Below are 21,244 nucleotides of genomic sequence, written 5' to 3'. Positions count from 1 at the left end.
GCGGATAGGAGCCGAAATCGAGCGCCGGGCGCGGAGACCGCCATTCCAGCACGATTCGCTCGGAAAAACAGGTAGGAGACTGACGAGCGACCCGATCCGGACCTCGTTAGGGCTGCTTCCTTCCGGACCTGACCCGGTTGGCGAGTGGCTCGTCCACCGCCAATCTCCCGGTCCCTATTTGGGGCCAAAACCGCCGGAAAGCAAGCGGCCTGACCCGGCTTTGTAAGGCTGGCTTTGTGGGGCTTGTCTGGGAACACGGAAAGGCATTACTTGCCCGTCATGCCCGCCTCCAATTGGTCGCTGCATTCGCAGCTCAACAAAGACACCATCGACATCGGCGACCTGCCGCTGTGCAAGGTGCTCGTCATCAAGGATGCGCATTATCCCTGGCTGCTGCTGGTGCCGCGGCGCGACGGCGCGGTCGAGATCATCGACCTCGACGAGGTCGAGCAGGCGCAGCTGATGACCGAGATCACCCGCGTCTCGCGGGCCCTGAAAGAGGTCACAAAATGCGACAAGCTGAATGTCGCGGCGCTGGGCAACCTCGTCCCGCAGCTTCACGTCCACATCATCGCGCGCCGCACCAGCGACGCTGCATGGCCGCGTCCCGTTTGGGGCGTGATGCCGCCGCTGGCGCATGACGCCGAGGAAGTGCAGAATTTCATCAGCGCGCTTCGCCGCAAGATCTGGTTGGGTTGAAAATTCAATGTCTGCATCCGATTCATTTCCGCTTGGCCAACCGGCCTTCGTCACCCATGTGCTGGACCGCGCCGCGCATCTGCGCGGCAATGACGAGAAGCTGTTCGCCCTCGAGAGCCATCGCGAGGCGCGAGCCTACGTGATCTATCGCGACTCGCTGGTGGTGAAGCAGGAGGATGGCGGGGCGCGCGCCCTGCTCTCGCTGGAGGAGGCCCGCAGCTTCGGCGCCAATCCCGGCACGATTTTCTTAGGACTGCGCGATGCCGCGCCGATCTTCGGCATGGGGATCGCGCCGCAGGCGGCCGAGAAGCTGGTCGGGCGCGGCGACGTCGCGATCACCGAATTGCGCGGCATGGCGATGCAGGGCGTGGTGCCGCCGGAGCAGTTGTCCGCGATCGCGATGGCGAAATCGATGGTGACCTGGCACCAACGCCACGGCTTCTGCGCGAACTGCGGCACCCGCACCGCGATGAAGGAGGGCGGCTGGAAGCGCGAATGCCCGAGCTGCAAGGCCGAGCACTTTCCGCGCACCGATCCGGTCGTGATCATGCTGGTCACCTCGGGCGACAAGGTGCTGCTCGGCCGCCAGAAGCAGTTCATGCCCGGGATGTATTCCTGCCTCGCCGGCTTCGTCGAGGCCGCAGAGACCATCGAGGACGCGGTCAGGCGCGAGATTTTCGAGGAGTCCGGCATCCGCTGCACCGACGTCAATTATTACATGACGCAGCCCTGGCCCTACCCGTCATCGCTGATGATCGGCTGCACCGCGCGTGCGACCAACGAGGACATCGTGGTCGACCGTACCGAGCTCGAGGACGCGCGCTGGTTCGACCATGCGGAGGCGACGCTGATGCTCAAGCGCCAGCATCCCGACGGCCTCGCCGGCCCGCACCCGTTCGCGATTGCCCATCATTTGCTCGGCCGCTGGGTGCACCACCGAAATCCCTTGGACCAATAGCGGGAACCGGACATCGTTCTGCCGATTAGATCTGCACACAAGTTGTGGCAGTTGACGGAACCATTGCGACGGACCTTTGCATGAATTTTCAAGACGGCGCCTCGAAAGTCCCGCCCCGCATCCTCTGCATCGGCCTGCCGGTGCGTGACCTGACCTTCCGCGTCAATGTTCCGGCGCGCGGCTCCAAGGAGAACGCGACCCATTTCGACGAGATCTGCGGCGGCAACGCGCTGAACGCCGCCATCGGCATCGCCCGGCTCGGCGGCCGGGCCGCGATCTGCGGGCCGATGGGCGATTCGCGGGAGACCTCGAGCCGCTACATCTTCGACAAGATGGCCCAGGAGGGCATCGAGACCAACCATCTCATCCACATGCCGGACCTGGTCACCCCGATCTCGGCGATCATGATCGACGACACCGGTGAGCGCACCATCGTCACCTTCCGCGATCCCGAGCTCTGGAAGGTCAAGCTGCCGCCGACCGAGCTGCTGCTGGAGGATTGCGCGGCGATCCTGACCGAGAGCCGCTGCGCGCCGTTCTGCACCGAGCTGTGCGCCGAGGCGGTCAAACGCGGCATTCCCGTGGTGGTCGACGTCGACCGCGCGATGTCGATGCGGGAGGGACTGCTCACCGCCTCGTCCCATCTGGTGTTTTCCAGCGAGCCGCTGCAGCAGACCGCCGATGTCACCGACGACGGCCAGGCGCTGCAAAAGCTCGCCAAGCTCACCCCCTCCTTCCTGGCCGGCACGCGCGGCCCGCAGGGCACGATCTGGCTCAATGAGAAGGGCGGGCTCGAGGAGACGGCGGCCTTCCCGGTCCATACCGTCGACACGCTTGGTGCCGGCGACGTCTTCCACGGGGCGTTTGCCCTCGCCATCACCGAGAAGCAGGAGCTGCGGCAGGCGCTCCGCTTTGCCTCCGCCGCTGCAGCGCTGAAATGCACCCGGTTCGGGGGCGCTTATGCCGCACCGCAACGTACTGAAGTTGAAGCGTTTTTGGGCGAACACGCCGACGCCCGGCCGGCCTGACCGGCCACGACCCGCTTGATTTGGAAGATTTTTCTCTATATGAGGGAGTTTGAACCTTCATGTGGAACTTTCTTCTATGACCGATGTCGCCATTCAGCTTCATGACAACAACCGCCGCCTCGACGCCATCGATCGCAAGATCCTGACCGTGCTGCAGGAGGATGCCTCGCTCTCCGTCGCCGAAATCGGCGACCGGGTCGGGCTGTCGTCGACGCCGTGCTGGAAGCGCATCCAGCGGCTCGAGGCCGACGGCGTCATCCTGCGCCGCGTCGCGCTGGTCGATCAGAACAAGATCGGGCTCGGGATCTCGGTGTTCGTCTCGGTCGAGAGCGCCGACCATTCGGAAGCCTGGCTGCGCAAATTCGCCGACGCCGTCAGCGCCATGCCCGAAGTGATGGAGTTCTACCGGATGGCCGGCGACGTCGACTACATGCTGCGCGTCGTGGTCGCCGACATGCAGGCCTACGACGTGTTCTACAAGAAGCTGATCTCGGCCGTGCCGCTGAAGAACGTCACCTCGCGCTTCGCGATGGAGAAGATCAAGTCGGTGACGGCGCTGCCGGTGCCCGCGGCGTAAGCGCCGCCTCCGCAACTGTCATCAGCGCCATCTCCCAACCGTCATCGCCCGGCCTGTGCGCAATTGCGCACATGGACCGGGCGATCCAGTACGCCGCGGCCTCTCGGCTCAATCACGACCGTCTCTGGAATACGGATCACCCGGTCGAGCCGGGTGATGACAGTGTGATTGCCGCGAGCAGTGCGCTCAGATCTTCTGATTGTATTCGCCGACCTCGGGGTGGGTGCGCAGCACGGAATCCATCGCCTCGAACATGTCGCGCATGCGCTGCTCGCTGACCGGGCTTTCGACCACGACCACGAGCTCTGGCTTGTTCGAGGAGGCGCGCACCAGGCCCCAGCTGCCGTCCGCGACCGTGACGCGCACGCCGTTGACGGTGACGAGATCGCGGATGTTCTGGCCCGCGACCTGCGCGCCCTGCTGCTGCAGCGTCTCGAAGTGCTTCACCACGGCGTCGGCCACGCCGTATTTCGCTTCGTCCGCGCAATGCGGCGACATGGTCGGCGACGACCAGGTCTTCGGCAGCGCGTCCTTCAGGTCGGCCATCGACTTGCCGGGGGCGCGGTCGAGCATCTCGCAGATCGCGATCGCCGACACCAGGCCGTCGTCATAGCCGCGGCCGAACGGCTTGTTGAAGAAGAAGTGGCCGGACTTCTCGAAGCCGGCAAGCGCGCCCAATTCGTTGGTGCGGCGCTTCATGTAGGAATGCCCGGTCTTCCAGTAGACGGTCTTTGCACCCTGCTTCTGCAACACCGGATCGGTCACGAACAGCCCGGTCGACTTCACGTCGACCACGAACTGCGCGTTGGCGTTGATCGCCGACATGTCGCGCGCCAGCATGACGCCGACCTTGTCGGCAAAGATCTCCTCGCCGGTGTTGTCGACCACGCCGCAGCGGTCGCCGTCACCGTCGAAGCCGAGGCCGACATCGGCCTTGTGCGCCAGCACGGCATCGCGGATCGCGTGCAGCATCTCCATGTCTTCCGGGTTCGGATTGTATTTCGGGAAGGTGTGATCGAGCTCGGTGTCGAGCGGGATCACTTCGCAGCCGATCGCTTCCAGCACCTGCGGCGCGAACGCGCCCGCGGTGCCGTTGCCGCAGGCCGCCACCACCTTCAGCTTGCGCGTCAGCTTCGGCCGGCTGGTGAGGTCCGCGATGTAGCGCGCCGGATAGTTTTCATGGAATTGATAGGAGCCGCGGACCTTGTTGTTGAACGCGGCGTTGAGCACGATCTCCTTCAGCCGCGTCATCTCGTCGGGGCCGAAAGTGAGCGGACGGTTGGCGCCCATCTTGACGCCGGTCCAGCCATTGTCGTTGTGCGAGGCGGTGACCATCGCGACGCAGGGCACATCGAGATCGAACTGCGCGAAATAGGCCATCGGCGTCACCGCGAGCCCGATGTCGTGCACCTTGCAGCCCGCCGCCATCAGGCCGGAGATCAGCGCGTATTTGATCGAGGCGGAATAACCGCGGAAATCGTGACCGGTGACGATCTCCTGCCTGACGCCGAGCTCCGCGATCAGCGCGCCGAGCCCCATGCCCAGCGCCTGCACGCCCATCAAATTGATTTCCTTGTTGAACAGCCAGCGCGCGTCATATTCGCGAAACCCGGTCGGCTTCACCATCGGCTCGGATTCGAACGCGTAGGTATTCGGAATCAGTGCGGGTTTCGGCTTGGGAAACATCAGGAATGGCCTCGTGGAAATGCGGAGGGACTATGCCGCTGGCTTTAGCGAATGCATCGCCGCAGCGGAAGGCAGGATTGACGGCTTGTGGCCAATAATTAAGGCAGATTTGGCGTCGGCGAAATCCTGTCGTCATCCACCCATCCTTGCGCGGCGGCGCAACACGCCGCGCTGTTGCGCCCTACGAGCTGCTGACCGCTCATCGCTCCGACCCAGCATGGTTTCTGCAGGGGTGGCGCCAGGCAAGGACAGGCATTGCCGTGCGGTTGTTATTTCAGCCGCTCCCGGCGCTCCGCAATCTGCGCGCCGAATAGTTGACACGTCGGGCAACTCACCGGTACATTTTCACCGTCGCAACAATTGAGCCCGCACCGGAAAATCCGCTGCGGGCTTTTTGAATCGGACAGGCCGCTGTCGGCCAATTCCGCTGCCGAGCGCGCCGCAATTGGCCACCGCAGCGAACCGAACTGGCTGACAGCCAGGGCCGACCCGCCGACAGGCGGGCGCCCGGCGAGCACGATGGGCAAGCCGAGCCGGAAGCGACACTTCCGCGCCCTCGCGCAAGCCATCACTCAAGCACTTGCCTTCAACACATAAAGCCAACCCAGCCTTCTCCGCGAGGTGCGGTCACGCACGCACGCGCCCGAAGGCGTGCGCAATATCTACAGGTGATGATCAATGCTCAATTACTCTCTGGTGCCGGTGGACCATCAGCCGGATTTCGATGACTACTCGCTCGTTCCCGTTGACCACGATCCGTTCGCCGCGGATAGCGTAATTCAACAGGCACAGATTCAACAAGATCAAGCGCAGCCGCAAGGCCCCGCGCAGCAACAGCCCCCAGCGGGAGCCGGTCCGACTTTGGATCAAGGCGCCGCCAAAACCGCTCCGTTTAGCGGCCACGCAATCCGACGCCAACAGACGCTCTTCCATCACACGGTCGCGCAATTCCCTTGCTTGAGAATGGTAAAGTTGGCAGCTACATTTACGCAAGAAACTCGACTGGCACTCTGCCAGAAGGCCCTCAGGTTACTACTGCGAACCGTAATCTCACAATTACTGCCACTGACAGCGCCAAACCCACGAATTTCGGTGGGGTTTATGGACACACGCTAACGTTCTCAGAACCCGGTAGCAATAATTTGAGAACAATCACCGCTGCTGACCCAACTGGCTTGTTGGTAGCGACCCCGGTAGAAGATAATCCAAACCTCCTGAGTGTCAGAGAGTACAAGGGCTACTGAATAACCGCCGGCCGAGCGGGCACATTCCCGATGTATTGTCGACGGCGGCCGAACACATGCAGACCAATGCCAATTGGCAAAATGTGAGTTGGCGAAACGGGACCAAGGGCCGGCTAGAAGCTCGCTTCGCCGAGGTTCGCGCATCACAGGGGAGGACATGGAGAGGTCTTATGAAGCTGCTGAGGACCGGGATACTCGCACTTTCGCTAACCGTGACGGCGACCGTTGGGCTCGCTGCGGATTACGAAATTTTCGCTGAGTTTGCGACTGTGGAGACTGGGGTAAACCATTATGCTGTCGAACGCCTCGACCACAAGAACCAGAAGCTTCATCATTGCACCACAGTCCTCGACGCCGAGACCAAGCAATTGACCGGTCAATGCACCGAGAGGCCTGGCTTTCCGGAGAAACCAACCGGCAAAGGACCTAACGTACAGGGAGGGATTTCAAACATTTTTGGCGGATTGCCAGTGTTAGGCTCTTGGAAAATCGATCAGACTACCGGGAAAACTGAGTTCTGCATTTCAGACCCCGCTCAGTGCGTGGAGGTAACTCCGCAATAGACATTTACGAAAAATGCCAAGCTGGCCCAGTCCAAGCCCGCCGCAGCAAGGTATCCGACCAATGACCTATCTCAAGGTGAAGTGGATTCACGCGACCTCCTATCGACCAGTGTTTATCTACAGCGAGTTGGATGACGAACGATGGGAACTTCGTAAGGTCGAAATCTTTCCCGACGGAAGGATGCTGTATGCCGATCCTGAAGTCGAATTCGAGGAGCCGGGCCTGAGCACGATGCCATTGCCGTCGCTTGAGAAGATCGCCGCCGATCCGGTTTCCGAGCCGGAAGTGATATCAAAGGCCGAGTTCGAAAAAATCTGGGCAATGGCGACGGCGTAAACGGGTTTTGCTGCTGCACGATGGATATCTAAAAAATGCAAAGGCTTATTCCCAGAAAACTCCAGATTATCGAGCGTGGGTTGGATCTTGGGATGGGAGCTATTTGTATTGGCATGACGGCAAGCCAACGGGGTCGAGAATGCCTGATTGGAATCGATACAAATATTGAGTGATGCCGATGAAAATGTTCGCGCTCGCTGGAGCCTTATGCCTTCTGCTCTCCAGTTCAACGGTATGCAAGGCAAACTCCGGCCCCTGGTGTAAGCCGGATGTCGTGACATTGACTTTCAAAAATCAACAAGGTGGGGATTTTGCGAGGATCGAACTTCGCACCCTCAAGGCAGTTTGCGACCGAGACCCGGAAAAGAAAGGGTTTGGGGCAGGCTTGGAACGATCGATGCGCATTGAACACAATGGGCAATGGACCGATGTGCCGAAAGAGTGTCTATCCGTTTTTGCTTTTGGCGTAGATGAGGTGTCGCTATCGGGCGACGATGCCGGCCTGGGCATAGCTATTGTTGGGAAACCGACGGAGAGAGACGAGCGCTTAAAAGTCTCGATATTCAAGCACCGTGACGAAATCTCTTGCTTTCAGGTCGTGCGCTGCCCGAATGTCGACGATCCGCCCGGCTATATTAGAGAGTGCAGTAGGGATTTACAGTGAGTACGCCGGGAGACCGGCTCGACACTCTGCGCAAAGCGCATCAGGTCTGATGTTGCCCGCGAACGTCTGGCGCAAATGCCGCGCCGTCGCGAAGATCGACGCGATTGCCCTCTCATTCCCAAAATTTTGAACAAGCAGCGCGCCCTGAATTCCCTCGCGGCGACTTGCATGTCCGCCTTCCTCAGTTTCGGCGGAATTTCTGCCGTTCTGAGGAGACGATCCGCCTCACGGAAGACATCCAGCGGAAGACTTGGATAGGGCTTGATGCCAATCGGCCTTACTGCTCCAGCAGCAGCTTGCCGTTGGCGTATTCGAAGCGCTTCAGCTTGGACAGGAAGGACAGGCCGAGCAGGTTTTCCGACAGCGCCTCGTCCGGCAGCACCAGCGCATCGACGTCGCGCACGGTGAGGCCGCCGATCTCGATCATGGCGAGGTGGGCCCGCGCCGCCTTGATGGTGCCGTTCGCGGTGGTGACGCGCGAGGTGTAATCGCCCGGCACCGGGCGCAGGCCGAAGCGCCCGGCCGAGGTCTCGTTCAGGGCCACCACGGAGGCGCCGGTGTCGACCATGAAGTTGATGCGCTGGCCATCGATCCGGCCGTCGGTCGCGAAGTGACCGCGCGGATCGGGCGCGATGCTGAGCGTGCGGGCGCTGGCCTGCGCCACCGTGACGGCGGGGGCAACGGTCTGCCTTGCGGTGGTCGCGGCGGCGGGCGCCATCTTGCTGGCCATCTGGGCCATGAAGGTGCCCAGCCCGATCAGGATGGCCGCGAAAATCATCAAGTTACGCATGACACCATACTCGGAAAACCGAACACGCAATTTCACCACGCCCGCCGCCCCGCCGCGAGCGAGGGCGGCAGCGCGAGCCTGCCATTTTGGCGAAAAGGATGAGCGAAGAGTTAATGCGAGCCCGCTGAGGCGGCCGAATGTCATCGGCCGCCTCGCCCGGACGGGATTTGCCGCCCCTCAGGCGGTCTTTCAGGCCGTCTTGGCGACCGGGCTCGGCATCGCCACGCGCAGCGCGTAATAGACCGCGCCCGCGATCCCGACGCCGAAGAACCAGCCATAGACCGCCCACCAGGCCGGCAGGAGCGAGGTGAAGTTCGGCAGCACCGACGAGAACAGCGCGCCGACGGCGGCTGCAATCAGGGCGCTGACGTTCCAGCCGTTCTGGAAGCGATATTCGCCGTTCTCCTGATAGAGCGCCGGCACGTTCACGCGACCTTTGGCGATCAGATAATAGTCGACCATCATGATCCCGTAGATCGGCCCCATGGTCGCGCCGATCAATCCGACGAACGAGGCGGCGCTGCCCTCCCAGGGCGCGAACGGATACAGCGCCAGCGCGATCAGCGCCGCGATGTAGCCGCCCTTCTTGAAGTCGATATGCCGCGGAAACACGTTGGAGAAATCGAACGCCGGCGAGACGAAGTTGGCGACGACGTTGATGCCGAGCGTCGCCACCGCGAAGGTGACCGCTGCGAGCAGCGCCAGGAACCAGCTGTCGAACTTGGCCGAGATCTGGTCGGGATGCAGCAGCACCTCGTGATAGACGTTGAACGCCGCGATCGTGGTGACGCCGGCCACCAGCGAGAACAGGATCAGGTTGACCGGCAGGCCCCAGATATTGCCCTTGCGCAGCGCGTGCACGTCGGGCGCGTAACGCGAGAAGTCGCAAAAATTGAGATAGAGCGCGGCGAAATAGGTGATCCAGGTTGCAGCGACGGCGCAGAGCGCCGGGAACGAGCCGGGCACGCCGGGCACGCCGGCCTCCTTGGTCTTCTCCAGCAGCACGTCCTGCGGGATCGGCGCGGTCAGCGAGATGCCACCGGCCGCGATGCAGAGATAGATCGCAAGGACCAGCATCATCAGCCACACCGCGGGGCCCGCCCAATCCTGGAAGCGCCGCACAGTTTCCATGCCGCGCTGGATGATCAGCAGTTGCAGCGCCCAGATCACGACGAAGCAGATCACCTCGAGGGTGGAATGGCCGAGCATGTGGCTGGACTGGTGGAACGCCTTGAAGCCGTCGATGCGCGTCAGCAGCGCGACGATCGCGCCCGAGGCCGCCGCGGTCTGCGCGCCGTACCAGAAGCAGGCGACGATGGCACGCACCAGCGCCGGAATGTTGGCGCCCCAGATCCCGAACGAGGCCCGCGCCAGCACCGGATAGGGCACGCCGGTCCTGACGCCGGCATTGCCGATCAGGCTCATCAGCACGAAGATCACCAGCGAGCCGGCGCCGATCGCGATGATGAAGTTGACGAAGCTGCCGCAGAGCAGGAACAGGCTGGCGGCGAGATAATAGCCCCAGAGGCTATGCACGTCCGAGGTCCAGACGTTGAAGATGCTGAAGGCGCCCCAGTTGCGTTCCTTGGCCGGCGCCAAATCTTCGTTGTACAGCGACGGCGATGCGTTCTTGATCTCCATGGCAGCGTCCCCAATATGCGAGCCCGTGATCCCATCCCAGCCCGCAAATCTAACCACCGTTTGCCGGCGCTCGCCAGCGCAACCGATCGGCATGATCGGGGAAATGGAGACCGGCGCCCTTGTCGCCGCACAACACGCCGCCATCGCCCGGCTCGACCGGGCGATCCAGTATTCCAGAGGCGCTTGTGCTCAAGCCGAAAGGCCGCGGCGTACTGGATCACCCGGTCCCGTCTACGCCAAGGCTTCGACGAGGCCACGATCATCGGCGCGCCGAAGCTTCAGCGAAGGCGGCAAGCCGGGTGATGACAGTCGAGAGTGCTGCAATAGCGGTGGTCCAGTCTAGCTAGCGCAACACGCGAAACGTTTGCGCTGACATCAAGTGCCGCGCGGCTTCACGCGCCGGGTCGGCAGCGCGCTGGCCGGATCTTCTGGCCAGGGATGGCGCGGATAGCGGCCGCGCAGATCGGAACGGACCGCGGCGTAACTGCCGCGCCAGAAGCCCGGCAGATCGCGCGTCACCTGCACCGGCCGCTGTGCCGGCGACAGCAGTTCCAGCACCAGCGGCACCGCGCCCCTGGCGATCGAGGGATGGGTGTTGAGCCCGAACAGCTCCTGCAGCCGCACTGCGATGGTCGGGCCCTGCTCAGCCTCGTAATCGATCGCAAGCTGCGTTCCGGTCGGCGCCTCGAAATGCGTCGGCGCCTCGCGATCGAGCCGCGCCCGCAACTCCCACGGCAACAGCGTCATCAGCGCGTCCGACAGCTCGCCGGCGGAGAGATCCTTCAGCGCGGTCTTGTCGTACAGCGCTCCCACCAGCCAGTCGTCGGCGCGCTCGGCGAGGGCCGTATCAGACAGATCTGGCCAGCTGTCGTCCTCGGCCTTGCGCAGGAACATGACGCGATCGCGCCACTGTTTCGAATGCTTCGACCACGGCAGCCGGTCGAGACCCGCAGCGATCAGGCCGTCGGCGAACACGCGCGCGGTCTCGGCCGATGGCTTGAGCGACATCGGCGCCTCCGACAGCGTGATCGCATGCAGCGAACGCCGGCGGCGCGCGCGCAGCGCCATCGCGCCGCGGTCGAACGTCACCTCTTCCGCGTTTTCGATCTGGTCGGCGAAGCGCTGCTCGATCTCGTCCTGGGTGATCGGCGCCGCCAGCAGGATGCGGCCGTTCGCAGCCGTCCCCGTCAGTTCGGCGACCGCGATAGTGGGCAGTCGCGCCAGCGCCGCGGTCTGCTCCACGGCAGCGCCGCGGCCGTTGGTCAGCACGAAACTGCCATTGCCGCGGTTTTTCGCGACACGGTCCGGAAACGCGAATGCCAGCATGACGCCGGTGGAGAGATCCTTCTGCTCGCTGACCGCAACCTTCACCTGCGAAGCCCAGCGCGCGGCCATGCTGCGCGCGCTCGATGCGCGCTGCGAGCGGTCGCGGCGGAACTGGTCGAGCCTGACGTCGAGATCGACGCTGTCGCCGCCGAGCCCGCGCTCGGTCAACACCGCGGCGATCTCGGCCGCCTCCTCGCCCATACCAAAACGGGCGGAATCCACGATCATGCGCGCCAGCCGCGGCGGCAGCGCCAGCGCGCGCAGGTTCTTGCCCTCCTCGGTGATGCGGCCGTCGTCGTCGAGCGCACCGAGCTCGCCGAGCAGCGATCTCGCTTCCTTCAGCGCCGGTCCGGGCGGCGGATCAAGGAAGGCCAGGCTCGCGGGATCGGTGACGCCCCATTGCGCGAGGTCGAGCACCAGCGAGGACAAATCAGCCGAGAGTATCTCGGGCGCGGTATAGGCCGGGAGCGACGCGGTCTGCGGCTCGTCCCAGAGTCGGTAGCAGACGCCGGGCTCGGTACGACCGGCGCGGCCGCGCCGCTGATCGACCGCGGCGCGCGAGGCCCGCACGGTCTCGAGCCGGGTCAGCGCGATATCAGGCTCGTAGCGCGGCACCCGCGCCAGGCCGCAATCGACCACGATACGTACGCCCTCGATGGTCAGCGAGGTCTCGGCGATCGAGGTCGCCAGCACCACCTTGCGAATGCCCTTCGGCGCCGGCGCGATGGCGCGATCCTGCACGGCCGCATCGAGCGCGCCGAACAGCGGCACGATCTCGACCGAGGCGTCGTGCACGCGCTCGGCGAGGAACGTCTGGGTGCGGCGGATCTCGGCCGCGCCCGGCAGGAAGGCGAGCACCGAGCCGGCATCGGCGCGCAGCGCGGTCGCGATCGTCTCGGCCATCTGCCGCTCGACCGGCGCGTCGACCTTGCGGCCGACGTAACGCGTCTCGACCGGGAAGGCGCGCCCCTCGCTCTCGACAACAGGCGCATCGCCGAGCAATTTTGCGACGCGCGCGCCGTCGAGCGTGGCCGACATCACGAGGATGCGCAGGTCCTCGCGCAGGCCGGTTTGCGCGTCGCGCGCCAGCGCCAGCCCAAGATCGGCATCGAGCGAGCGCTCGTGGAATTCGTCGAACAGCACCGCGGCGACGCCGGTGAGCTCGGGATCGTCGAGGATCTGGCGCGAGAAGATGCCCTCGGTGACGACCTCGATCCGCGTCGCGCGCGACACATTCGAGCCGAAGCGCACCCGATAGCCGACGGTCTCTCCGGGCCGCTCGCCGAGCGTCTTCGCCATCCGCTCAGCGCTGGCGCGCGCGGCGATGCGGCGCGGCTCCAGCACGATGATCTTCTTGCCCTTGGCCCAGGGCGCATCGAGCAGCGCCAGCGGCACGCGCGTGGTCTTGCCGGCGCCCGGCGGCGCGACCAGCACGGCGGCATTGTGGCGATCGAGCGTGCGGTCGAGCTCATCGAGCACGGCGTCGATCGGCAGCGGGCTATCGAATTGGTGCGGCAAGCGGTCTCATCGCGGCAGCGGCGCTCGGCCGACCTGCCTCCCTGTGGTTAACGAACCCCGGATTCTCTCGGGATTCTCTTGGGATTTCCGGGCCTCTTAGACCATTCGCCGATGACAGGGAACCGGAGAAAGGGCCGCCTTCGGCGGCACATCATTTGTATGGGTAAAGGAGAAAGCAACAGATCGGGCCGATGATGAGCCCGATCACGCCGGAACAGGACAAGGATGACCACAAACGGCACACAGGCTGCGACAGATCGTTCCCTTGATCGATCACTTGGGAACGCGGCCGCGCGCGTCGATTGGGTCGACTATGCCAAGGGCATCTGCATCGTCATGGTCGTGATGATGCATTCGGTGCTGGGCGTCGAGAAGGCCGCCGAGCAGACCGGCTTCATGCATTATGTCGTGATGTTCGCAAAGCCGTTCCGGATGCCGGACTTCTTCCTGATCTCGGGCCTGTTCCTGTCTGTCGTGATCGATCGCGATTGGCGCACCTATCTCGACCGCAAGGTGATGCACTTCGCCTATTTCTACGTGCTGTGGGTGACGATCCAGTTCGGCTTCAAGGCGCCGTCGCTGGCCGCCGAGGCGGGCTGGGCCGCGGTCGGGCTGCAATATCTCGAGGCCTTCATCGAGCCGTTCGGCACGCTGTGGTTCATCTATCTGCTGCCGATCTTCTTCGTCGTCACCAAGCTCACGCGCAACATCCACCCACTCGCGATCTGGCTGGTCGCGGCGGCGCTGGAAGCTGCGCATGTCGCGACCGGCTGGACCGTGATCGACGAGTTCTGCGCCCGCTTCGTCTACTTCTTCACCGGCTATGTGCTCGCTGCTTACGTGTTCGCGCTGTCGGACCGCGCGCGGGCGCGGCCGGCATTTGCGCTGCTCGGGCTCGGGCTCTGGGCGCTCGTCAATGGCGGCCTGGTCGCGCTCGATATCAGTGAATGGCCGGTGGTCTCGCTGGCGCTCGGCCTCGCCGGTGCCTGCGCGATCATCGTGACCGGCACGCTCTTGGCGCGCGCGCGCTGGCTCGGCTTCCTGCGCTTCTGCGGCGAGCATTCGATCGTGATCTACCTCGCCTTCTTCCTGCCGATGGCCGCGTCACGCACCCTTCTGCTGCGGTTCGATGTCATCCACGACATCGGCTGGGTCTCGCTGATCGTCACCGCGATCGGCGTCGCAGGCTCCCTCCTGATCTGGCGGCTGGCGCTGGCGGTCCGGGCCAATTTCCTGTTCGAGCGGCCCGATGCGTTCTGGATTGCCCCGAAAAAGGCAGCGCCCGCGCTACAGGCGGCCGAATAGTGCCAAAAGTCATTGCCCGGATTCGTTCCACCGAGGGCCAACCGGCCCGTTCCAATTTTCCGTACATTGAAATGACTGGCTTTTTGGTCCCGAATGTTTCGTCGCCGGAGCCGCGACGAAACAATTCTCCCGGTCACGAAACCATTTTCCGCTTTTCGCGCAGACATCCGGAAACGGGCGCTAACTAACGTTTCTCCCAACGAACCGCCGCCCAACGGCGAACTGGGAGCCTGTCATGCCGAACGTCATCGCCATCAACTCTGCAGCCAAGAAGCACATCGACGCTGCACGCGCGACCTCGGATGAAACGCTGCTCGCGCATATCGCCAAGAATAACCGCACCTCGATGCACACGCTCTATGCCCGTCACAACGTGCGGGTTTACCGCTTCGTGCTCCGCATGGTGCGCGACACCACGATGGCCGAGGACCTGGTGAGCCAGGTGTTCCTCGACGTCTGGCGCACCGCGGCCCAGTTCGAGGGCCGCTCGCAGGTCTCGACCTGGCTGCTGTCGATCGCCCGCTTCAAGGCGCTGACCGCGCTGCGCCAGCGCCGGCATGAGGACATCGACCAAGACGACGTGCTGGAGATCGCCGACGGTGCCGACACGCCGGAAACCTCGCTCGATCGCGCCACCACCAGCGAGATCCTGCGCGCCTGCGTCGCCAAGCTGTCGCCGGCCCACCGCGAGATCATCAATCTGGTCTACTACCATGAGAAGTCGGTCGAGGAGGCCGGCCAGATCATCGGTATCCCGCAGAGCACGGTGAAGACCCGCATGTTCTATGCCCGCAAGCAGCTCGCCGACCTCCTGAGGGGCGCCGGCGTGGACAGCGTCGCGGCCTAAAGCAAAGCAAATTCAGTTATTTAGAAGGAGATCAAGTACCCCGGGCAATTGTCCACGAAGCCAAAAAAGTTCGGCGACGAAACAATTGAAACAATCGACGACATCACCCCGAAAAACGCGATCTCTATACCCATATCCAACGACGCAACCCCAACCCCAATTCACTGCCCAGGTTTCGATACCTCCTTAAGTTCTAACCTCCCAAGTAACCTCCAACGACCCGGCCGGGATGCCCCCCAGCCGGGTCGCTCTGTTTTTGGCGCGCCGCGGTGCTGTAAGCCCCCGTGTCCCAAGTTGATTCTTGGAGTGTCCTGGTTCGGATTAAACGAACGGAAACGACGGCCTGACCGATGTTCTCCGCAGGACTGCCGAGAAGGCCTATTCATCGTTCTAGGCACATAGATTTCGATCGGACGCCATCTGTTCCTGATCCACAGAGCAGAGGGGTTACCGGGGTTCTCCGTGGGTGAACGGAACTCACATGCCGGGATGTCGATGAATTATAATTTGGGTTCTATACTCATCACAGATTTTTATGGGCCATATGCAGTTTGTGCCATAGGATTGTCGCCCCTCGTTCTCGGGAGGACATTCAGGTGACAGTCCGTGAACTAATACAGGTGCTCAAAGCGATCCAAGATCAGGACACGACTGTTGTCATTGGAGATGGAGCGCACCCCGAAACCTGGTTGATCGTATCAGGTGCTGTCCCCCGGCGGATTGCGCGCGTGAGTGATGATCACGCGGTTGCCGGCAGCGAGCCGGCTATCGAAATTGTCTAGAGGGGCGCCACCGTGGTGAGGGCTTTTCCCGTAGAACTACGGGGCGGACGAAAGTGGCACGGACTGCACTGGGCGTGGTTGCACCACTAACATAACTTGGACCCTCATTGAGGGTGCGTCCTATGTCCGAAGTTCTTTTCCGCGCGGGCATCATCGTATTGGGATTGTGCCCGGTCGCAATAGCTGCAGTTGCCCTATTGATTTGACGAAAGCCCACCTGGCCCGCACGCACCAAACGGGCCGGTAGATGGCCCCAGCACCGGCCCCCATGGCCCCCCAAGGTTGCTGGGGCCGCTCAATAAGCGGCCGCCTCAGTTGGCAGCCGCCAGAAACTGACGATCCTGGAGCGTTCTTTTCCTCAGCGAGTATCCAAAGAAACGGCCCCAGCGCCGGGGGAACGCTGAGGCCGTGTCCAAGTGCTGTCCGTTCCAGGCACCGGATCGCTGATCAACCACGCGGCTGCACAACTGTTCCTAATGCACGCTGTTGTGCATGAGCGCGTAGTCACCCGGACATGCTTTCCCGATTTGCATCGTGTAGCTCGCAACCTGGGCCGCCTATCTCACTCAGCACGGGACAACGGCCCAAAGCTCGTCGCCGGTCGTCTCCGCCACAGAGACGGCCGGCGCGGGTGGATGGGCAAGAGGGAAGAAAAAAAGGCCCCAGAGCGGGCAAGCCGCCGGGGCCTAGTTTAGACTTTGGTTGTCGGGCGCGTGCGTGACGCACCCCTAGCGGCAACCACGCGAATGGACCGCATCTGCATGGTACCGGGCATAGTTGCCGCGACAACTCCATGTCCGCGCATAGGCCTATGCTTTAATTCCTGTGACGGGTTCCTAGCCCTTTGCGCGCATCCAAAGAAACGGCCCCAGCGCGTTGGAACGAACGCTGAGGCCGCCTCGCCGCGCCGCTGAGTGGTCTAATCCCCGTCCGTAGCTCGCCTCCTGATAACCGTCAGTCGCGCGCTCACCGCAGCCTCAGTACGCTTCAGCTTTTGGGCGATTTCGCGTTGCGTTAGGCTGGTATCGCGAAGCATCTGCAATAGTCGCTCCTCATCCTCTCTGGACCACGCTGGCACCCTGGAACTCCCCAAAATTGTTCCATCGTTGAAATGCCAGCGAGGATTGCAGATTGGGATTTGCCAGTCTGTCCGGTCTTTCCCGGATTGTCCTACTTTGTCGCAGCGAGTGTCCGAATCAGAACAGCACCCGCGCCGCCGTGAGGCTGAGCACGGCTCGTCTCACACGGACGTGACGGCGCCTGCGATTGCCTGGCCGTAACGGCCACGCCGTCGTCGCGAAGAACATCAGGCGTACCCGGCACGGCCTTCTGGCGCGCCGGGACTTCTGATGGACGGACGACGATGCTCAGCCTTGCCCTTGCCCTGCTTGCCGGTGTCGCCACCGTCGCCGCTCCTTGCACCCTGCCGATGCTGCCGATCCTGCTTGGGGTATCGATAGGCCAGACCGGCAAGGCGCGGCCCGCGATGATCGCGCTCGGCTTCGTGATGTCATTCTCTGCGGTGGCATTGCTGCTGAGCGCGATCACCCGCGCCTTCGACTTCGATCCCAACCTGTTGCGGACCGGCGCTGCGATCCTGCTCGCGGGCTTCGGCCTCCTGATGATCTGGCCGGCGCCGTTCGAGTGGCTGTCGATTCGGCTGACCGGCGCGGCCGGCAGCCTCGGTCAGGCCGGGCCGTCGCCAAGCCTGTTCGGCGGCTTCGTGCTCGGCTCGACGCTCGGCCTGGTGTGGGACACCGTGCGCCGGTCCCGTGCTCGGCTCGATCCTGACCATCGTCGCGACCTCGAAGAATACCGCGTGGGCGAGCCTACAGCTCGTCACCTACGCGATCGGCGCCGCGATCCCGATGCTTGCGATCGCCTATGGCGGGCAGGCCGTGACCACCCGCGTACGCAGCATGGCGCGGATCGCGCCGCGGCTCCAACAGGGATTTGGCGTCGTGATCATCGCCTTCGCCGCGCTGTCCTACCTGCAATACGACACGCTGATCGTGGCGTGGCTGACCCAGTTCTATCCCAACGGCCAGATTGGCCTGTGAGCTCACTAAGGAGAGATCGATGTCCCTGCGCTTGATTGCTGTATCCACGCTGGTGGCGGGCCTTGGCCTCGGCGGCGCCGTCATCCCCGGCCTCTGCACCGAGTCCAACGCGCCGGCGGTGCCCGTTCCGATGGCGACCGCGATGACCACCGCGCAGAGCCAGGCCGCGCCCGAATTCTCAGGGATCAGCAACTGGTTCAATTCGCAGCCGCTGAAGCTCGCCGATTTGCGCGGCAAGGTCGTGCTGGTGGATTTCTGGACCTATGGCTGCGTCAACTGTGTCAACACCCTGCCGCACGTCACCCAGCTTTACTCAAAGTACCGGGATCGTGGCCTCGTCGTGATCGGGGTCCACACGCCTGAATTCCCGTTCGAGCATTCGGCCTCCAACGTGCAGGCGGCGCTGAAGCGGCACGGCATCCTCTATCCGGTGGCGCAGGACAACAATTCGCAGACCTGGAACGCTTACGGCAACCAGTATTGGCCGGCGCAATACATCATCGACCAGAACGGCAAGATCGTGTTCCAGCACGCCGGCGAAGGGCAGTACGACGAGATCGACCGCACCGTCGCCCGGCTGCTCAACGCCAACAGTTGATCGGACAATCCGCCCTGTGTCGTCGTCGCATCTGGCGTGGTAGGGTCCACGCCAGGTTGACGGCAGGCGGTGGATCATGTTCGAAGGCTGGGATGCGGTCGTACTCGCCCGCGCGCAATTCGCTTTCACGATGTCGTTCCACATCGTGTTTCCCGCATTCTCGATCGGGCTTGCGAGCTATCTCGCGGTGCTCGAAGCGCTGTGGCTGGCCACCAAGCGCGAGGTCTACATCAACCTGTTCAATTACTGGCTGAAGATCTTCGCGGTCGCGTTCGGCATGGGCGTGGTCTCGGGCATCGTGATGTCCTACCAGTTCGGCACCAACTGGTCGGCCTTTGCCGACAAGACCGGGCCGGTGATCGGCCCGATGATGGCCTATGAGGTTCTGACCGCGTTCTTCCTCGAGGCCGGCTTTCTCGGCGTGATGCTGTTCGGGCTGGAGCGCGTCGGCCCGAGGCTGCACTTCGTGGCGACGCTGATGGTCGCGATCGGCACGCTGATCTCGGCGTTCTGGATTCTGTCGGCCAATTCCTGGATGCAGACGCCGACTGGCTATGCCGTCAATGCCGACGGCCAGTTCGTCGCCGCCGACTGGCTCAAGGTGATCTTCAACCCGTCGTTTCCCTATCGCCTCGTGCACATGGTGCTGGCGGCGTATCTCACCACGTCGCTGGTGGTCGGCGGGGTCGGCGCCTGGCATCTGTTGCGCGACCAGCATCTGGCGGGCCCGCGCGTGATGTTCTCGATGGCGATGTGGATGGCGACCCTGGTGGCGCCGATTCAGATCCTCGCCGGCGACCAGCACGGCCTCAACACGCTGGAGCACCAGCCGGCCAAGGTGATGGCGATGGAAGGCCATTACCAGAGCCATAAGGACGGCGCGCCGCTGATCCTGTTCGGCTGGCCCGACCAGCGTGAGGCCAAGGTCAAATACGCGATCGAAGTGCCGAAACTGTCGTCGCTGATCCTGAAGCATTCGCTCGATGCACCGCTTGCCGGCCTCGACACCGTGCCGCGTGAAAACTGGCCGCCGGTGCCGATCACCTTCTGGGCATTCCGCATCATGGTCGGGCTCGGCTTCCTGATCCTGGGGCTCGGCCTGCTCAGCCTGCTGATGCGCTGGCGCGGCATGATGTACCAGTCGCCGCTGCTGCATCGCTTCGCGGTCCTGATGGGCCCGGCGGGCTTCATCGCGGTGCTCGCCGGCTGGATCACCACCGAGACCGGGCGGCAACCGTTCACCGTCTACGGGCTGCTGCGCACCACCGATTCGGCGTCGCCGCTGGCGGCGCCGGCGGTGGGCTCGTCGCTGATCGCCTTCATCATCGTCTATTTCGCCGTGTTCACCGCCGGCGTGATCTACATCCTGCGGCTGATGGCGCAGCCGCCGCATCCCGGCGAGCAGGGCCCGACGAAAGACCTCCCCGCCCGCGCGGCCGGCATCACGCCGGCGGCAGGTGCTGCCGTGGAGGGCGCGCGATGAGCATTCCCATCGACCTCCCCACGATCTGGGCCTTCATCATCGCCTTCGCGGTGTTCGTCTATGTCGTGATGGACGGCTTCGACCTCGGCCTCGGCATCCTGTTTCCGCTGTTTCCGCAGAAGGCCGATCGCGACGTCATCATGAACACGGTGGCGCCGGTGTGGGACGGCAACGAGACCTGGCTGGTGCTCGGCGGCGGCGGCATGATGGCGGCGTTTCCGCTGGCCTATGCGGTGCTGATGCCGGCGCTCTACACGCCAATGATCGCGATGCTGCTCGGCCTGGTGTTCCGCGGCGTCGCCTTCGAATTCCGCTGGCGCACCCAGAAGGCGCGCAACAAATGGGACCTCGCCTTCGCCGGCGGCTCGCTGGTCGCGACGCTGGCGCAGGGCATCGCGCTCGGCGCCATCCTGCAGGGCATCCATGTCGAGGGACGCCACTATGCCGGTGGTTGGTGGGATTGGCTGACGGCGTTCAGCGTGCTGACCGGCATTGCGCTGGTGATCGGCTATGCACTGCTGGGGGCGACCTGGCTGGTGATGAAGACCGAAGGCGAGTTGCGCGAGCGCGCCTATCATCTGACGTGGGTGTTGCTGGTCGCGATGCTGTGTGCGATCGGCGCCGTCAGCGTCGCAACGCCGTTCCTGGCCGTGCAGTACACCCAGCGCTGGTTCGCCTGGCCCAACATCATCCTCACCGCGCCGGTACCGATCGCGGTCGCCGCCGTCACCGCGCTCTTGCTGCGCGCCCTCGGCAACAAGAACGACCACCAGCCGTTCTTTCTGACGCTGGCGTTGTTCGGACTGTCCTATGCCGGGCTCGGCATCAGCATGTATCCGTACATCGTGCCGCAGAGCATCACGATCTGGCAGGCGGCCTCGCCCGCCAACAGCCAGATCTTCATGCTGTTCGGGGTTTCGATCCTGGTGCCGCTGATCCTCGGCTACACCGCCTGGGCCTATTGGGTGTTCCGCGGCAAGGTGCGCCCCGGTCACGGATACCACTGATGCCGCCACCGGGTTCGAATCAGCGGCCGCTCGGCCAGCGCCTGCTGTGGTTTGCAGCACTCTGGCTCGGGGGCGTCGGCACTGTGACCCTGGTCTCTTTCGCGCTGCGACTCTGGATTGCGCCGAAATAA

At 63.6% G+C, this 21,244-nt stretch carries 18 protein-coding genes, 1 other RNA gene and 1 pseudogene; 14 read left to right on the top strand and 6 right to left on the bottom strand.

The genetic code is table 11. From position 1 onward, the window contains the following. Positions 1 to 71: 71 nt before the first annotated feature. An RNA gene (gene ffs / locus ACVIGA_RS24615) (signal recognition particle sRNA small type) lies at positions 72 to 168 on the bottom strand. Positions 169 to 279: 111 nt separating this feature from the next. On the opposite strand from ffs, the gene ACVIGA_RS24610 reads away from it, so the two are divergent. The 4 genes from ACVIGA_RS24610 to ACVIGA_RS24595 all read left to right on the top strand — a co-directional run bounded on the left by ACVIGA_RS24610 (position 280) and on the right by ACVIGA_RS24595 (position 3,262). Then, complete coding sequence (locus tag ACVIGA_RS24610; protein WP_050406070.1) at positions 280 to 699, top strand: HIT domain-containing protein; 420 nt, start codon at positions 280 to 282, stop codon at positions 697 to 699. Positions 700 to 706: 7 nt separating this feature from the next. After that, the gene (gene nudC, locus ACVIGA_RS24605) at positions 707 to 1,657 is read left to right on the top strand and encodes an NAD(+) diphosphatase (protein WP_456668326.1); all 951 of its coding nucleotides are present in this window, start codon (positions 707 to 709) and stop codon (positions 1,655 to 1,657) included. 80 nt (positions 1,658 to 1,737) lie between these two features. Then, positions 1,738 to 2,685 (top strand): sugar kinase, encoded by a 948-nt coding sequence (locus tag ACVIGA_RS24600; protein ID WP_456668325.1) that lies wholly within the window; start codon positions 1,738 to 1,740, stop codon positions 2,683 to 2,685. A gap of 76 nt (positions 2,686 to 2,761) precedes the next feature. After that, positions 2,762 to 3,262: an Lrp/AsnC family transcriptional regulator gene (locus ACVIGA_RS24595; protein WP_024578797.1), complete on the top strand. Its 501-nt coding sequence runs from the start codon at positions 2,762 to 2,764 to the stop codon at positions 3,260 to 3,262. A gap of 186 nt (positions 3,263 to 3,448) precedes the next feature. On the opposite strand, the gene ACVIGA_RS24590 is transcribed toward ACVIGA_RS24595, so the two are convergent. Both ACVIGA_RS24590 and ACVIGA_RS24585 read right to left on the bottom strand, forming a co-directional pair. Next, positions 3,449 to 4,948 (bottom strand): phosphomannomutase/phosphoglucomutase, encoded by a 1,500-nt coding sequence (locus tag ACVIGA_RS24590; RefSeq protein ID WP_456668324.1) that lies wholly within the window; start codon positions 4,946 to 4,948, stop codon positions 3,449 to 3,451. Positions 4,949 to 5,623: 675 nt separating this feature from the next. Continuing rightward, a complete protein-coding gene (locus ACVIGA_RS24585) occupies positions 5,624 to 5,881 on the bottom strand; it encodes a hypothetical protein (RefSeq protein WP_456668323.1) in 258 nt (85 codons plus the stop codon). Positions 5,882 to 6,362: 481 nt separating this feature from the next. On the opposite strand from ACVIGA_RS24585, the gene ACVIGA_RS24580 reads away from it, so the two are divergent. The 3 genes from ACVIGA_RS24580 (at position 6,363) to ACVIGA_RS24570 (ending at position 7,756) form a co-directional block, all read left to right on the top strand. Further along, a complete protein-coding gene (locus tag ACVIGA_RS24580; RefSeq protein ID WP_456668322.1) occupies positions 6,363 to 6,755 on the top strand; it encodes a hypothetical protein in 393 nt (130 codons plus the stop codon). A gap of 61 nt (positions 6,756 to 6,816) precedes the next feature. Continuing rightward, positions 6,817 to 7,092, top strand: a complete 276-nt coding sequence (locus ACVIGA_RS24575) for a DUF6881 domain-containing protein (protein ID WP_456668321.1) — start codon at positions 6,817 to 6,819, stop codon at positions 7,090 to 7,092. A 178-nt stretch (positions 7,093 to 7,270) separates the two neighbouring features. Then, positions 7,271 to 7,756, top strand: coding sequence for a hypothetical protein (locus ACVIGA_RS24570; RefSeq protein ID WP_456668320.1), 486 nt, complete (start codon positions 7,271 to 7,273; stop codon positions 7,754 to 7,756). Between the two features lie 277 nt (positions 7,757 to 8,033). Here the strand turns inward: ACVIGA_RS24570 and ACVIGA_RS24565 are convergent, their stop codons facing one another. From ACVIGA_RS24565 to hrpB, 3 genes are all read right to left on the bottom strand, one after another. Beyond that, positions 8,034 to 8,546: a TIGR02281 family clan AA aspartic protease gene (locus tag ACVIGA_RS24565; RefSeq protein ID WP_456668319.1), complete on the bottom strand. Its 513-nt coding sequence runs from the start codon at positions 8,544 to 8,546 to the stop codon at positions 8,034 to 8,036. Positions 8,547 to 8,735: 189 nt separating this feature from the next. Continuing rightward, positions 8,736 to 10,187, bottom strand: a complete 1,452-nt coding sequence (locus ACVIGA_RS24560; RefSeq protein WP_456668318.1) for an NCS1 family nucleobase:cation symporter-1 — start codon at positions 10,185 to 10,187, stop codon at positions 8,736 to 8,738. 375 nt (positions 10,188 to 10,562) lie between these two features. Continuing rightward, entirely contained in the window at positions 10,563 to 13,031 is a 2,469-nt protein-coding gene (gene hrpB, locus ACVIGA_RS24555; RefSeq protein WP_456668317.1) for an ATP-dependent helicase HrpB, read from the bottom strand. 225 nt (positions 13,032 to 13,256) lie between these two features. Between hrpB and ACVIGA_RS24550 the strand changes: the two genes are divergently transcribed. From ACVIGA_RS24550 to ACVIGA_RS24520, 7 genes and pseudogenes are all read left to right on the top strand, one after another. Beyond that, positions 13,257 to 14,336, top strand: a complete 1,080-nt coding sequence (locus ACVIGA_RS24550; protein ID WP_456668316.1) for an acyltransferase family protein — start codon at positions 13,257 to 13,259, stop codon at positions 14,334 to 14,336. A gap of 235 nt (positions 14,337 to 14,571) precedes the next feature. Continuing rightward, positions 14,572 to 15,183 carry a sigma-70 family RNA polymerase sigma factor gene (locus ACVIGA_RS24545; protein WP_092122590.1) on the top strand — a complete coding sequence of 204 codons (612 nt, stop codon included), beginning with the start codon at positions 14,572 to 14,574 and terminating at the stop codon, positions 15,181 to 15,183. Between the two features lie 2,145 nt (positions 15,184 to 17,328). Then, positions 17,329 to 18,025: pseudogene (locus tag ACVIGA_RS24540) on the top strand (cytochrome c biogenesis CcdA family protein). Between the two features lie 19 nt (positions 18,026 to 18,044). Continuing rightward, on the top strand, positions 18,045 to 18,623 hold the full coding sequence (locus ACVIGA_RS24535; RefSeq protein WP_375778228.1) for a thioredoxin family protein: 579 nt from the start codon (positions 18,045 to 18,047) through the stop codon (positions 18,621 to 18,623). A gap of 76 nt (positions 18,624 to 18,699) precedes the next feature. After that, positions 18,700 to 20,106, top strand: a complete 1,407-nt coding sequence (locus tag ACVIGA_RS24530) for a cytochrome ubiquinol oxidase subunit I (RefSeq protein ID WP_456668315.1) — start codon at positions 18,700 to 18,702, stop codon at positions 20,104 to 20,106. Continuing rightward, positions 20,103 to 21,113, top strand: coding sequence for a cytochrome d ubiquinol oxidase subunit II (gene cydB, locus ACVIGA_RS24525; RefSeq protein ID WP_456668314.1), 1,011 nt, complete (start codon positions 20,103 to 20,105; stop codon positions 21,111 to 21,113). The genes ACVIGA_RS24530 and cydB overlap by 4 nt, the downstream gene beginning before the upstream one ends. Beyond that, positions 21,113 to 21,244: a DUF2474 domain-containing protein gene (locus ACVIGA_RS24520; protein ID WP_212316880.1), complete on the top strand. Its 132-nt coding sequence runs from the start codon at positions 21,113 to 21,115 to the stop codon at positions 21,242 to 21,244. The genes cydB and ACVIGA_RS24520 overlap by 1 nt, the downstream gene beginning before the upstream one ends.

It is taken from the genome of Bradyrhizobium sp. USDA 3240, from assembly GCF_054063295.1.
This window is presented reverse-complemented; position numbering and strand designations above follow the sequence as displayed.

Excerpts from the sequence above, each read along its gene's own strand:
- ACVIGA_RS24610 (WP_050406070.1), top strand. The coding sequence starts at position 280 with ATGCCCGCCTCCAATTGGTCGCTGCATTCGCAGCTCAACAAAGACACC.
- nudC (WP_456668326.1), top strand. The coding sequence starts at position 707 with ATGTCTGCATCCGATTCATTTCCGCTTGGCCAACCGGCCTTCGTCACC.
- ACVIGA_RS24600 (WP_456668325.1), top strand. The coding sequence starts at position 1,738 with ATGAATTTTCAAGACGGCGCCTCGAAAGTCCCGCCCCGCATCCTCTGC.
- ACVIGA_RS24595 (WP_024578797.1), top strand. The coding sequence starts at position 2,762 with ATGACCGATGTCGCCATTCAGCTTCATGACAACAACCGCCGCCTCGAC.
- ACVIGA_RS24590 (WP_456668324.1), bottom strand. The coding sequence starts at position 4,948 with ATGTTTCCCAAGCCGAAACCCGCACTGATTCCGAATACCTACGCGTTC.
- ACVIGA_RS24585 (WP_456668323.1), bottom strand. The coding sequence starts at position 5,881 with ATGGAAGAGCGTCTGTTGGCGTCGGATTGCGTGGCCGCTAAACGGAGC.
- ACVIGA_RS24580 (WP_456668322.1), top strand. The coding sequence starts at position 6,363 with ATGAAGCTGCTGAGGACCGGGATACTCGCACTTTCGCTAACCGTGACG.
- ACVIGA_RS24575 (WP_456668321.1), top strand. The coding sequence starts at position 6,817 with ATGACCTATCTCAAGGTGAAGTGGATTCACGCGACCTCCTATCGACCA.
- ACVIGA_RS24570 (WP_456668320.1), top strand. The coding sequence starts at position 7,271 with ATGAAAATGTTCGCGCTCGCTGGAGCCTTATGCCTTCTGCTCTCCAGT.
- ACVIGA_RS24565 (WP_456668319.1), bottom strand. The coding sequence starts at position 8,546 with ATGCGTAACTTGATGATTTTCGCGGCCATCCTGATCGGGCTGGGCACC.
- ACVIGA_RS24560 (WP_456668318.1), bottom strand. The coding sequence starts at position 10,187 with ATGGAGATCAAGAACGCATCGCCGTCGCTGTACAACGAAGATTTGGCG.
- ACVIGA_RS24550 (WP_456668316.1), top strand. The coding sequence starts at position 13,257 with ATGACCACAAACGGCACACAGGCTGCGACAGATCGTTCCCTTGATCGA.
- ACVIGA_RS24545 (WP_092122590.1), top strand. The coding sequence starts at position 14,572 with ATGCCGAACGTCATCGCCATCAACTCTGCAGCCAAGAAGCACATCGAC.
- ACVIGA_RS24535 (WP_375778228.1), top strand. The coding sequence starts at position 18,045 with ATGTCCCTGCGCTTGATTGCTGTATCCACGCTGGTGGCGGGCCTTGGC.
- ACVIGA_RS24530 (WP_456668315.1), top strand. The coding sequence starts at position 18,700 with ATGTTCGAAGGCTGGGATGCGGTCGTACTCGCCCGCGCGCAATTCGCT.
- cydB (WP_456668314.1), top strand. The coding sequence starts at position 20,103 with ATGAGCATTCCCATCGACCTCCCCACGATCTGGGCCTTCATCATCGCC.
- ACVIGA_RS24520 (WP_212316880.1), top strand. The coding sequence starts at position 21,113 with ATGCCGCCACCGGGTTCGAATCAGCGGCCGCTCGGCCAGCGCCTGCTG.